Annotated in this window: 12 protein-coding genes; 6 read left to right on the top strand and 6 right to left on the bottom strand. The window is 72.7% G+C overall.

Annotated features, from left to right (window positions below; translation table 11 throughout):
- Positions 1–47: 47 nt before the first annotated feature.
- Positions 48–698 (top strand): response regulator transcription factor, encoded by a 651-nt coding sequence (locus AB0O15_RS19205; protein ID WP_364320062.1) that lies wholly within the window; start codon positions 48–50, stop codon positions 696–698.
- Positions 695–1906, top strand: coding sequence for an ATP-binding protein (locus AB0O15_RS19200; protein WP_364320060.1), 1212 nt, complete (start codon positions 695–697; stop codon positions 1904–1906). The genes AB0O15_RS19205 and AB0O15_RS19200 overlap by 4 nt, the downstream gene beginning before the upstream one ends.
- On the opposite strand, the gene AB0O15_RS19195 is transcribed toward AB0O15_RS19200, so the two are convergent.
- Positions 1896–2666 carry an SAM-dependent methyltransferase gene (locus AB0O15_RS19195; RefSeq protein ID WP_364320058.1) on the bottom strand — a complete coding sequence of 257 codons (771 nt, stop codon included), beginning with the start codon at positions 2664–2666 and terminating at the stop codon, positions 1896–1898. The genes AB0O15_RS19200 and AB0O15_RS19195 overlap by 11 nt on opposite strands.
- A gap of 11 nt (positions 2667–2677) precedes the next feature.
- Complete coding sequence (locus AB0O15_RS19190; RefSeq protein WP_364320056.1) at positions 2678–3163, bottom strand: MarR family transcriptional regulator; 486 nt, start codon at positions 3161–3163, stop codon at positions 2678–2680.
- A 62-nt stretch (positions 3164–3225) separates the two neighbouring features.
- Between AB0O15_RS19190 and AB0O15_RS19185 the strand changes: the two genes are divergently transcribed.
- On the top strand, positions 3226–5319 hold the full coding sequence (locus AB0O15_RS19185; RefSeq protein WP_364320054.1) for an MMPL family transporter: 2094 nt from the start codon (positions 3226–3228) through the stop codon (positions 5317–5319).
- 219 nt (positions 5320–5538) lie between these two features.
- Here AB0O15_RS19185 and AB0O15_RS19180 read toward each other — a convergent pair whose 3' ends face one another.
- Positions 5539–6843 carry an FtsX-like permease family protein gene (locus AB0O15_RS19180; RefSeq protein WP_364320052.1) on the bottom strand — a complete coding sequence of 435 codons (1305 nt, stop codon included), beginning with the start codon at positions 6841–6843 and terminating at the stop codon, positions 5539–5541.
- Positions 6840–7556 carry an ABC transporter ATP-binding protein gene (locus AB0O15_RS19175; protein WP_364320050.1) on the bottom strand — a complete coding sequence of 239 codons (717 nt, stop codon included), beginning with the start codon at positions 7554–7556 and terminating at the stop codon, positions 6840–6842. The genes AB0O15_RS19180 and AB0O15_RS19175 overlap by 4 nt, the downstream gene beginning before the upstream one ends.
- A 97-nt stretch (positions 7557–7653) precedes the next feature.
- Here AB0O15_RS19175 and AB0O15_RS19170 point away from each other — a divergent pair, with 97 nt between their 5' ends.
- On the top strand, positions 7654–8559 hold the full coding sequence (locus AB0O15_RS19170; protein ID WP_364320048.1) for a TetR/AcrR family transcriptional regulator C-terminal domain-containing protein: 906 nt from the start codon (positions 7654–7656) through the stop codon (positions 8557–8559).
- On the opposite strand, the gene AB0O15_RS19165 is transcribed toward AB0O15_RS19170, so the two are convergent.
- Complete coding sequence (locus AB0O15_RS19165) at positions 8552–9025, bottom strand: MarR family winged helix-turn-helix transcriptional regulator (RefSeq protein WP_364320046.1); 474 nt, start codon at positions 9023–9025, stop codon at positions 8552–8554. The genes AB0O15_RS19170 and AB0O15_RS19165 overlap by 8 nt on opposite strands.
- Before the next feature lie 80 nt (positions 9026–9105).
- Between AB0O15_RS19165 and AB0O15_RS19160 the strand changes: the two genes are divergently transcribed.
- On the top strand, positions 9106–10833 hold the full coding sequence (locus AB0O15_RS19160; protein WP_364320044.1) for an FAD-binding oxidoreductase: 1728 nt from the start codon (positions 9106–9108) through the stop codon (positions 10831–10833).
- The gene (locus AB0O15_RS19155; protein WP_364320042.1) at positions 10830–11684 is read left to right on the top strand and encodes an LLM class flavin-dependent oxidoreductase; all 855 of its coding nucleotides are present in this window, start codon (positions 10830–10832) and stop codon (positions 11682–11684) included. Before AB0O15_RS19160 ends, AB0O15_RS19155 begins: the two co-directional genes overlap by 4 nt.
- Here the strand turns inward: AB0O15_RS19155 and AB0O15_RS19150 are convergent.
- Positions 11665–11865: a hypothetical protein gene (locus AB0O15_RS19150; RefSeq protein WP_364320040.1), complete on the bottom strand. Its 201-nt coding sequence runs from the start codon at positions 11863–11865 to the stop codon at positions 11665–11667. The two genes, AB0O15_RS19155 and AB0O15_RS19150, sit on opposite strands and share 20 nt — an antisense overlap.
- Positions 11866–11976: the final 111 nt, after the last annotated feature.

Raw genomic sequence — 11976 nt, 5'->3', positions numbered from 1 at the left:
GCCGGCGCTTACAGCTTTCTTACTGCTCGACCGGTAACCATGTCCCGATGCGGGTACTGATCGCCGAGGACGAGGTCGTGATGGCGGAGGCGATCGCCGAGGGCCTCCGCCTCCAGGCCCTGGCCGTGGACACGGTCCACGACGGCGACGCGGCGCTGCAGCGGCTGGCCGTCAACGAGTACGACGTGCTGGTGCTCGACCGTGACCTGCCCCGCGTGCACGGCGACGACGTGTGCCGGGCGGTGGCCGGTGGCGAGGTACGCATCCTGATGCTCACCGCCGCCGGTGAGCTCACCGACCGGGTGCACGGCCTGGGCCTGGGCGCCGACGACTACCTGGCCAAACCGTTCGCGTTCGCCGAACTGGTGGCCCGGGTGCGGGCCCTCGGCCGCCGGGCCCGGCCGGCCGCGCCACCGGTGCTGGAACGCGCCGGGATCCGGCTCGACCCGGCCCACCGCGAGGTCTTCCGGGACGGGCGGGTCGTCGGCCTGTCGCGCAAGGAGTTCGCCGTGCTCGAGGAGCTGCTGCGGGCCGCCGGCGCCGTGGTCAGCACCGAGCAGCTGCTGGAACGCGCCTGGGACGAGAACACCGACCCGTTCACCAACGTCGTCCGGGTCGTCGTGATGACGCTCCGCCGCAAGCTCGGGCCACCGCAGGTGGTCGAGACGATCACCGGAGTGGGGTACCAGATCCGATGAGCCACCGCTGGACCGTCCGCCTGCGCCTGACCGTCCTCTACGGAGGCCTGTTCATGCTGGCCGGGGCGATACTGCTGACGATCACCTACCTGCTCCTGGCCCAGGCGCTGAACCGGCAGCCGGTCAGCCAGACGGCGGTGCTGGCCATCGCCGAGATCCCGGCGACCCGGGCGGGCGCTCCGGCCTACCCGGCGTCGGGCGACTCCGTGCCGCTGGACGACGTCGCGCTTCGGCGGGGCGAGGTGCCGCAGCTGACCACGGCCCAGCAGGTCGATCTGATGAAGAGCGCCGAGGTGGCCCGGAAGATCCAGGTCGACTTCCGCTCGGCGACCCTGAAGTCGCTGCTCCAGCAGGGTGGCCTGGCGCTGGGCGGGGTCGCGGTGGCCGGCGTGTGCCTGGCCTGGTTCGCGGCCGGGCGTACGCTGCGCCCGCTGAACGAGATCACCGCCGCCGCGCGCCGGGTCGCCGACCGCAACCTGCACGAACGCATCGGCATGACCGGTCCCCGCGACGAGCTCCGCCGCCTCGCCGACACCTTCGACGACATGCTGGCCCGGCTCGACGCGGCGTTCGCGGCGCAGCGCCGGTTCGCCGCCAACGCCTCGCACGAGCTGCGGACCCCGCTCGCGATCAACCGCACGCTGATCGAGGTCGCGCTCACCCACCCCGACCCCTCCCCCGACGTACGCCGGCTCGGCGAGACCCTGCTCGTGATCAACGCCCGGCACGAGCGCCTGATCGACGGCCTGCTGCTGCTCGCCCGCGGCGACCAGGAGCTGGCCGACCCGGTCCCGCTCGACCTGGCCGACGTCGTCACCCACGTCGCGGCGATCCACGAGGTCACCGACGTGTCGACCGCGCCGGCCCCGATCACCGGCGACCCCGTGCTGCTCGAACGCATGGTGCAGAACCTGGTCGAGAACGCGGTCGCCTACAACGTTCCCGGCGGCTCGGTGTCGGTGACCTGCACGCCGGGCACGCTGACCGTGACCAACACCGGCCCGGTGATCGCGGCGTACGAGGTGCCGCGTTTGTTCGAGCCGTTCCAGCGCCTCACCGACCGGGTGGGCTCATCCACCGGCACCGGCCTGGGCCTGTCGATCGTCCGGGCGGTGGCCCGCGCCCACGGCGGCACGGTGACCGCGTCGCCGCTCCCGTCCGGCGGCCTCACCGTGACCGTCAGCTTCCCCGGGACCGCTACCCGGTGACGACGCGCGCCACCCCGGCGTAGTGCGACACGGCGACGCCGTCGGCGCGCCACCGGGAACAGGTGACCACGCCCGGGTCGAGCAGGTCGAGCCCGGCGAAGAACGCCTCCACGCCGGCCCGGTCGCGCAGCCGCATCTCGGCGCCGCCGGTCGAGTTCCACAGGCGTACCGCCTCGCTCATCGCCTCGCCGTGCACCTCGGTGGTCGGGTGCGAGACGACCAGGTAGCTGCCGGCCGGCACGGCGTCGATCAGCCGCCGCAGAACGGCCCGCGCCTCGTCGTCGCCGATGATGAAGTTCAGGACGCCGAGCAGCATGATCGCGACCGGCTCCCCGAGGTCCAGCGTCCGGCTCGCGGCGGTCAGGATCGTCCCCGGATCGCGCAGGTCGGCCTCGACGTAGTCCGAGGCGCCCTCGCCGGTGCTGGTCAGCAAGGCACGGGCCTGGGTGAGCACGAGCGGGTCGCTGTCCACGTAGACGACCCGCGCGCCCGGGACCACCCGTTGGGCCACCTCGTGGGTGTTGTTCGCGGTGGGCAGCCCGCTGCCGATGTCGAGGAACTGCCGGACACGCGCCTCGCCGGCCAGGAAGGTGACCGCCCGGGCCAGGAACTCCCGGTCGGCCCGGGCCGAGGTCACCAGGTCAGGAACCACGGCCAGGATCTGCTCGCCGGCCACCCGGTCGGACTCGAAGTTGTCCGTGCCCTGCAACCAGTAGTTCCAGATCCGGGCGCTGTGCGGGATTCCACTGTCGAGGGTCACAGCGCCGAACTCTAGCGCTTGAGATCACCGGCGAATCTGGTCAGCCGGGCCCGGAAGTCGGTGAGCATCTCGGTCAGCAGCGCCACCTGGTCGTCGCGGTAGCCCGCGGTCAGCTCGGCCAGCGATGCCATCAGGTCGTCGAAGAGCGTGAACGCCTCCCCGGTCGCGTCGGGGCGGGCGGTCACGAGCACCTTGCGGCGGTCGTCCGGGGCCGGCGTGCGCCGCACGTAGCCGGCACGCTCCAGCCGGTCGATCACCGTCGTGGTCGCGCCGGTGGTCAGGCCGACCGCCGAGGCCAGTTCGCCGGCGGTGGCCGGGCCCCGCTGGAACAGCAGGTTCAGGCAGATCAGGTCGGTCTGGTTGATGCCGATAGCGCGCGCGGCCGCGTTGCCGACCGTGTTGACGTCGGCGCTCAGGTCGAGCAGCGCGAACAGCAGCGCCCGCGGCGCCTCGGGCAGGGCACGCAGTTCCGGCGGCTCGGGGTATTCGCTTGACAATCTAACCTCTCGATAATCAAGATGCTTGTTGTTCGTGACAATTCTAGACGACGGAGGTCGTGATGGCCGCGATCACGCGGTGGGTTCTCCGGCACCGGCTTCTGGTCATGCTCGCGTGGCTCGCGCTGACCGCGGCGGGCGCGCTCGCCGCCGGCCCCACTACCGGGGCGATGACCCAGGACTTCGGCGCGCTGCCGGGCCGGTCCGGCTTCGCGACCAACCAGGAGATTCTGCGTACGTACGGGAACGGCGGCGCCTCCGACCCGGTGGTGCTGGTCCTCACGCTTCCGCCCGGAACCACGGTGGACAGCCCGGGCGTGCGGTCGGCGTGGTCCACGGCCCTGGCCCGCGTGTCCGGCGATGCGCGCGTCGTGTCCTGGGCGTCGACCGGCGACCGCGGTTTCGTCTCGGCCGACGGGCGAACGACGTTCGCCCTGCTGCATCCGCCCGCGGCGCCCGGCTTCCCGCCGTATGCCGCGGCACTGCGAAACCTGAACGGCCTGACCGTGGCCGGCGCCCCGGTCCAGGTCACCGGGACCGACGCGCTGTTCGTGGCGGCGAGCGACGCCACCGGCCCCGGTCTGCTCGCCGAGATCGCCCTGGCCGGGCTGGCCGCGCTCGTCGTGCTGGTCGCGCTGTTCCGCTCGGCGCTGGCGTTGCTGCCGCTGCTGATCGCCGCGATCGCGATCCTGGTGACGTTCCTCGCCGTCTGGGGCCTGACCGCGCTGACCGAGGTGTCGTTCGTCGTCCAGTTCCTGGTCGGTCTGATCGGCCTGGGCATCGCCATCGACTACGCCCTGCTCGTGACGACCCGCTGGCGCGAGGAGCGGGTCGCCGGCCTCCCCGACGAGGAAGCGGTCGTCCGAGCGATGGCCACGGCCGGCGGCGCGGTCGTCTTCAGCGGCGTGACGGTCGCGGTGTCGCTGGCCGCGATGATCGTCCTGCCGGTCCCCTTCCTGCGGGCGATGGGGTTCGGCGGCCTCCTGGTCCCCCTCCTCGCCGTCCTGGTGTCGATCACCCTGCTCCCGGTCCTGCTGGCCACTGTCGGCCCCCGCCTCTCCCCTCGTCCGGCCGGCCGGCCGCCGGCCCGGAGGGGCGGGACGGATCGCTGGTGGACGTGGTGGGCGCGGCTGGTCACGCGGCGGCCGCTGATCAGCGCGCTCGCCGCCGGGATCGTCCTGGTCGCGTTGATCGTCCCGGCGTTCTCGATCCGGCTCGGCGCGCCGGCGCCCGCTTCGATGGCCTCCTCCGGACCGGCCCGGGCCGCCCTCGACACGTTGACCGCGAGCGGCATCGGTCCCGGCGTGCTGAGTCCGGCCTACGTGCTGGCCGACGCGACGGAGGCCGGCCAGATCGCCGCGACCGCGGCCCGCCGGCCCGGCATCCGGGCCGCGGTGGCTCCCACCGACTGGTCCCGCGACGGCACCCGGCTGGTCGTCGTGCTGGCCGACCACCCGGCGAGCTACGTCGGTCTGCCCTTCGCCCGCGTCGGCGGAACCACCGCCCAGGGCCGCGACTTCGTCGACGCGGTCTACGGCAACGCCCCGGTCGTTCTCATTCTGATCGTCGTGGTCACCCTGGTGTTGCTGATACGTGCGTTCCGCTCGGTCCTGCTCGCCGTGAAGGCCGTCCTGCTCAACGTCCTCAGCGTCGGCGCCACCTACGGCCTGCTGGTCCTGACCTGGCAGGACGGCCGGCTCTCCGAACGGGTCTGGGGCATCGACGCCACCGGCGCCCTGACCGAGTGGGTGCCGGTGCTGGTCTTCGCCTTCCTGTTCGGGCTGTCCATGGACTACGAGGTCTTCATCCTGGCCCGCATCCGCGAGGAGTACGACCGCCTCGGCTCCACGATCGAGGCGACGGTCGTCGGTCTGGCCCGCACCGGCCGCCTGGTCACCGGCGCGGCGCTGATCCTGTTCCTGGCTTTCGCGTCACTGGCGGGCACGCCCGGCACCGAGGTCAAGATCTTCGCCACCGCTCTGGGCCTGGGCATCCTCCTCGACGCCACGGTGATCCGCGCCATCCTCGTACCCGCCCTGGTGGTCCTCTTCGACCGGGCCAACTGGTGGCTCCCGCGCCGGCTCGGACCACGGCGGCCCACTCCCCCTCCCTGCCGCCCCTCACCCCCGCTGCCCAGCACCGGTGGTAGCCCCTGACGGTATCCGGGCGGGCGACGCCGTGCTGCCCCACCACCGTCCGTGGCAGTGGTAGGCCCTGACGGTATTCGGGGCCGTAATGCCGCGCTGCTCTACCACTGGTCGAGACGGTGGTAGGTCCGGACGGCACACCATCTGCGGCCTGCTACTGCGCCCTCGGCGGGGAGAGTGGGCGGACCCACGCCCCTGACCCTGCTCCGGTCCGGACCCGCCTCGCGATCAGGCCACCGCGGTGATCGCGCGGCCCCGGATCGCGCGGCGGGTCGCGCCCAGCGTCGCCGCTAAGGTCAGGAGCACCGCGATCGCGGCGATCAGCGGGAACGGCCAGGCGGGCACCGGTGGGGTCCAGTCGCCGGCGCGGGCGTAGCCGTACGGCAGGATCGTCACCACCGAGGCGAGCAGGCCGGAACCCACGCCGGTCACGGTCAGCAGGGCGCTCTCGGCGGCGACCATGGTCAGGGTCTGTCCGGGGGTGGCGCCGGCCAGGCGTTGGCGGGCGAACTCGCCGCGGCGACCGGCGGTGACGGCCAGCACCGTGTTGACCAGCATGATCGCCACGAACAGGGCGATCATGCCGACGACCACATAGTTCAGGGTCTGGATGCTCTTCTCGAGGCCGGGCCGCACCCGGCCCGCCGACGCCGTGTCCTCGATCGCCTGCATGGCCACCGTGGCGGTGCTGATGCCGACGAAGATGATCACCGGCATGACCGCCCCGGACAGGGTCGCGGCCTGCTGCCGGACGTTGATGACGGCCAGGTCGCCCGAGGCGCCGAGCCGGGGAACGGCCCGGGCGGTCAGCCGCAGCAGCCACGGCGCCAGCAGGGCCAGGCCGGCCGCGGACCAGATGGACGCCTGGCCGGCCGTCTGCATGGCCGCGGCGCCCTGACCCTTCATCACGGTCGCGGTCAGCACGCCGCAGGTCACGCCGGCGGCCAGGAGGACCACGGCGGCGATGACGCGGCCCCGCCCGCGGGCTGACCGGGCGGGGGAAGGCCGGCGGCGGGCGGCCAGCAGCGCCCCGAGGACCGAGCCCAGGACCGTGACCCCGAAACCCAGGCCGAGGGCGATCGGGCCGAAGGCGTACCCGACCGACGCGGTGACCTGCCCGGTGTCGGCGAGCAGGTCGAGCAGCACCCGGCCCAGGGCCAGGCCGATCGGCACGGCGACCGCGGCGGCGATCAGCGCGACCAGCACCGCCTCGCCGACGATCATGCGGGTGAGCTGGCCGGGGGTGGCGCCGGCCCGGCGCAGGACGCCCATCTCGGGCGAGCGCTGCCGCACCGACAGGGACATCGTGGACGACACCGCGAACACCACGATCAGCAGACACCAGCCGCCGGCCACCGAGGCCATCAGGATCAGGGCGTCGCGGCTGACCGTGTCGGTGGTGCCGGCCGCGGTGTCGAGCAGGGCGGCGAAGGTCATCAGGATCGCGGCGCCGAGGGTCGCGGACACGAAGGTCGCGACGAACGCGCCGGTGCGATGCCGCAGGCCGCTCAGCGCGAGGGCGACGATGATCATGAGACGCCCACCAGGGTGAGGCGCTCGGCCACGGCTGAGGCGGTGGGCTGGTCCATCCGGTCGACGACGCGGCCGTCGGCGAGGAAGAGCACGGCGTCGGCGTACGCGGCGGCCACCGGGTCGTGGGTGACCATCACGACCGTACGGCCGAAGTCGCGCACCGCCGCCCGCAGCAGGTCGAGCACCTCGCGTGCGCCGCGCAGGTCCAGCGCGCCGGTCGGCTCGTCGGCGAACACCACGTCGGGCTCGGCGATCAGCGCCCGGGCGATGGCCACCCGCTGCCGCTGCCCGCCGGACAGCTCGGCCGGCACGTGGCCGAGCCGGTCGCCCAGGCCCAGCCCGGCCAGCAGGTCGTGGACCCGGCCGGCCGGGACCCGGCGCCCGGCCAGCCGCAGCGGCAGCGTCACGTTCTGGGTGACGGTCAGCGCCGGCATCAGGTTGAAGTCCTGGAAGACGAACCCGACCCGCTCGCGCCGGAACCGGGTCATCGCCGCCTCCCGGGTGGCGGTCAGCTCGGTGCCGCCGATCAGCACGCGTCCGGAGGTCGGCCGGTCCAGTCCCGCCGCGCATTGCAACAGGGTGCTCTTGCCGGAGCCGGAGGGTCCCATCACCGCGGTGAACGTGCCGGCCGCGAACTGGGCGGTCACCCCGTCCACCGCGATCACGTCGCCGTCGTACACCCGGCGCAGGTCTTCTATGCTGACTGCATTCATGAGAACACCGTACGAAGATGCACCGGGGCCCGAAGTAGGGCTAACACCACGGTTTCTGGTGGCGGGATAGTGCACCGCACTAGTGCAAGGAGAACGCGTGGAGCCGCCGTACCGGAGGATCGCCGGGGAGATCGCGGCCCGCATCGCGTCGGGTGATCTCGCCGCCGGTGATCGCGTGCCGTCGACCCGGGAGCTGACCCGGCGGTACGGCGTGGCCATGGCGACCGCCACCAAGGTCATCGCCGAGTTGCGGTCCTGGGGCCTGGTGGACGCCCGGCCCGGCCGTGGAACCGTGGTGGCGCACGGCATCCCGGGCACCACGGCGGTGGCGCCGCGCCGGTCGATGCGCGACCTGGTGATCGAGGCGGGCATCCGGATCGCCGACGCCGAGGGGCTCGCGGGGCTGTCGATGCGGCGGCTGGCCGGCGAGGCGAAGGTGGCCACCATGTCGCTCTACCGGCACGTCGGCGACAAGGAGGAGTTGCTGCTGCTGATGATGGACCGGGTGTTCGCGACCAGCCCGCCCCCGGCGCCGTCGCCGGACGGCTGGCGGGCGAACCTCGAGGCGATCTCGCGGCAGCAGTGGGCGCTCTACTGCCGGCATCCTTGGCTGGCGCAGGCGTTGTCGTTCACCCGGCCGCAGCCGGCCCCGCACGCGATGGCCCACAGCGAGTGGACGCTGCGGGTGCTCGACGGGCACGGCCTCTCGCCCGACGAGATGCTGCTGGCCGCGGTCACGCTGGCCGGGTACGTCCGGGGGCACGCGCTGAACCTGGAGTCGGAGGCGCAGGCCGAGCAGGAGACCGGGATCAGCGGCGAGGAGTGGCTGGACCGCCAGGGCGACCGGGCGGCCGCGACGGTCACCGACGCCGGCTTCCCGCTGCTGGCCCACCACATCAAGGCGCCCGAGACCGACCTGGCTCTCGACCGGTTGATGGAGTTCGGTCTGCAGCGCCTGCTGGACGGGTTCGAGCGACTGCTCACCCAGCGTCGGATCACCTAGCTCCGAGCGCGCTTTCCACGATCGAACAGGCCTCGACGGTGTGTACGGGCCCGGTGCCGGCGGCCTTGCTGAGCAGGCGGCGGAACACCGCGCGCTCCTCGGCGTCGAGGTTGGCCATGGCCGCCTCCTCCGCCTCGGCCATCTGCTCGCAGAGTTCGGCGACCGCGTCGAGCCCCCGCGCGGTGGCCACGATGCGCCGCTGGCGGCGGTCGGCCGGGTTGGGGCGGCGCTCGACCAGCCCGGCCTCGACCAGGTCGTCGATCAGGTAGGTCATCATCGTGCGGTCGATGCCCAGCTTCGCGGCCAGCACGGCCTGACTGGGCGGCTCGACCTGGGCCACCTCGACGAGCGTCTGGTAGCCGCGCGCACCCTGCGGGAAATTCACCAGCTTAGGACCGGAGATCTCCGCGTACGTCCGCAGCACGGTCCCGAGGGCCGCGGCGAAGTCCGCTGTCGCGTTGCTCACCGCCCCATCCTATCTGTTGGACAGATCATCTGCTAGGAATACTATCTAGCAAGACGACGATCGAGTATCCGGAGGATCGCATGGCGGTCGAGTGGGGCATCGCCCTCAGCCTGGCCCGGCACGGACGGGACGAGCTGCTCGCCCTGGCCGAGCGGGCCGAGGCCAGGGGGCTGGATCTGATCGTCCTCCAGGACGACGACGATGACGATGACGGTCAGGGGCTCGACCCCTGGACGACCGCGGCCTGGCTCGCCGGGCGTACCCGGCAGATCCCGATCGCGATCGAGCACGACCCGGCGGCGATCTCCGAGGCGATGGCGGCCAAGGCGGTCGAGAGCCTGGGCTTCCTGGCCGGCGGCCGGGTGCTCACCTCGGCGCCGGCCGGCGTCCAGGTCAGGCCCGCGTCCGACATCGACCGGATCCAGGTCACCGAACGCGACCGCACCGGGCGAACCGCGGCCGTGCGGGCGAAGCGGCGGGCCGGCATCGCCTACGACGACGTCCCCGCGTCGCTGGCCGACGCGACCATCGAACCGGGCGATCCGGGCTTCCGCGGACGCCGGTCGACCTACATGCGTGGCGGTTCACCGGGCCTGATCCTCCAGCCCCGCACGCCGGACGAGGTGGCCGACGCGCTCCGCTTCGCGAGACGGCACCCCGATCTGCCGCTCGGCCTGCGCAGCGGCGGGCACGGCGTCAGCGGCCGCTCCACCAACGACGGCGGGCTGGTCATCGACGTCAGCCGGATGAACGACATCGAGGTGCTCGACGAGGCGACCCGGCTCGTGCGGATCGGCCCCGGCGCGACCTGGAAACAGGTGGCGGCCGAGCTCGATAAGTACGACTGGGCGATCGGTTCGGGCGACTACGGCGGCGTCGGGGTCGGCGGGCTGGCCACCGCGGGCGGCATCGGCTTCCTCTCCCGCGAGCACGGCCTGACCATCGACAGCCTGGTCGCCGTCGAGCTCGTGCTGGCCGACGGCACCCAGATCCGCGCCGACGAGACCCTCAACCAAGACCTTTTCTGGGGGGTACGCGGAGCCGGCGCGAACTTCGGTGTCGCGACCGCGTTCGAGTTCCAGGCGAGCGAGGTGCACGAGGTCGGGTGGGCCCAGCTCACCCTGGTCAGCCCCGACCTCGAGCAGTCGCTGCGGCAGTACGGGCAGGTGGCCCGCGAGGCGCCGCGGGACACCACGGTGTTCCTGATCGCCGGTCCGCCCCGGCAGGGCCAAACGGTGATCCAGCTGTACGGGGTGGTCGACTCCCCCGACCCCGACGTGGTGGTCGAGCGGCTCACCCCGTTCGCCGGGACCGGCCTGCTCGCCCAGCAGCAGGTGGTGCTGACCCGATACGCCGGCATCATGGCCGGGGCGGCCGACGTCGGCCCCGACGGTCACCACGGCCGGGGTGAGCCGATGGCCCGGTCCGGGTTCCTGCCCGTGCTGACCGACGAGTTCGCGCGCGACGCGGCGGCTCTGCTGCGTACCGGAAAGGTGTTCTTCTTCGCCCTTCGCCACATGGGCGGGGCGATCGCCGACACCACCCGGGAGGCAACCGCGTTCTCGCACCGTACCCCCGAATTTCAGGTCACCGCGATCGGCGCCGACCGCGACGGGCTCGACCAGGCCTGGGACCGCCTGGCCGGCCATTTCGACGGTCTCTACCTCAGTTTCGAGACCGACCCGCGGCCCGCGCGGCTGCACGACGCGTTCCCGCCGGACGTGCTGGCCCGGCTGCGGTCGCTGAAGCAGCGGTACGACCCCACACATCTGTTCCGCGACAACTTCTGGGTAGGAGAGAACTCATGACCGACTACGGGCACGATCTGCTGTTCGGCGCGTTCGTGACGCCGACCGCCCAGGACCGGCAGGCCGTCGAGCTGGCCGTGACCGCCGACCGGGCCGGGCTCGACCTGGTCACCTTCCAGGATCACCCCTACCAGCCCACGTTCCTCGACACCTGGACCCTGATGTCGTACGTCGCGGCGCGGACCTCCCGGATCCGGATCACCGGCAACGTGATCAACCTGCCGCTGCGGCCGCCGGCCGTGCTGGCCCGGGCCGCGGCGTCGCTCGACCTGCTCAGCGGCGGCCGGTTCGAGCTGGGCATCGGGGCCGGCGCCTTCTGGGACCCGATCGTCGCGATGGGCGGCCGCCGGCTCACCGCCGGGCAGTCGATCGAGGCGCTGGCCGAGGGGATCGGCGTCATCCGCGACCTGTGGGACACCTCGGCCCGCGACCGGGTGCAGCACGACGGCACGTACTACCAGGTCAGCGGGGCGAAGCGCGGGCCCAAGCCGGCGCATGACATCGGTGTCTGGGTGGGCGCGTACAAGCCGAAGATGCTGGCGCTGACCGGCGCGCTGGGCGACGGGTGGCTGCCGTCGATGGACTACCTGCCGGACGGCGTGGCGTCGCTGCCCGGCATGAACGCCCACATCGACGAGGCGGCTACCGAGGCGGGGCGCTCCCCCGCCGCCGTACGCCGGCTGATGAACTTCATGCGCTTCGACGGATCGGCCGAACGGCTGGCCGACCTGGCCCTGAACCACGGGATCAGCGGCTTCATCTTCGGCGGCGACGACGCGCGGTCCTACGAACGGCTCGCGGCCGAGGTCGCCCCCGAGGTCCGCGACATCGTCAAGCGTTCGCGTTCCTGACCGCGTCCCAGATCTCGACGACCGAGTGATAGGTGGCGCCGGGCGGCAGCCGGTCGAGGTCGGCCAGCAGGTCGTCCGGCGCCAGCAGGATCTCGGCGCTCCGCCGGATCGTGGCCCGGTCACCGGGCAGCGCCGCCGGCCCGATGTACCGGCCGAGCCGGGTGAGACCGTCCTCTTCCATGACCGCACCCATTCCCGCCGCGTCCCCCGGTAAACCGTTCGCCGTCCTCGTAAGGGTGACCCGCGCGGCGCGGAGTCCGTCAGTTTCGAGTGTTCCTCGAACGACGGGAGT

It is taken from the genome of Actinoplanes sp. NPDC089786 (genome assembly GCF_040684855.1).
GTDB lineage: Bacteria > Actinomycetota > Actinomycetes > Mycobacteriales > Micromonosporaceae > Actinoplanes.
This window is presented reverse-complemented; position numbering and strand designations above follow the sequence as displayed.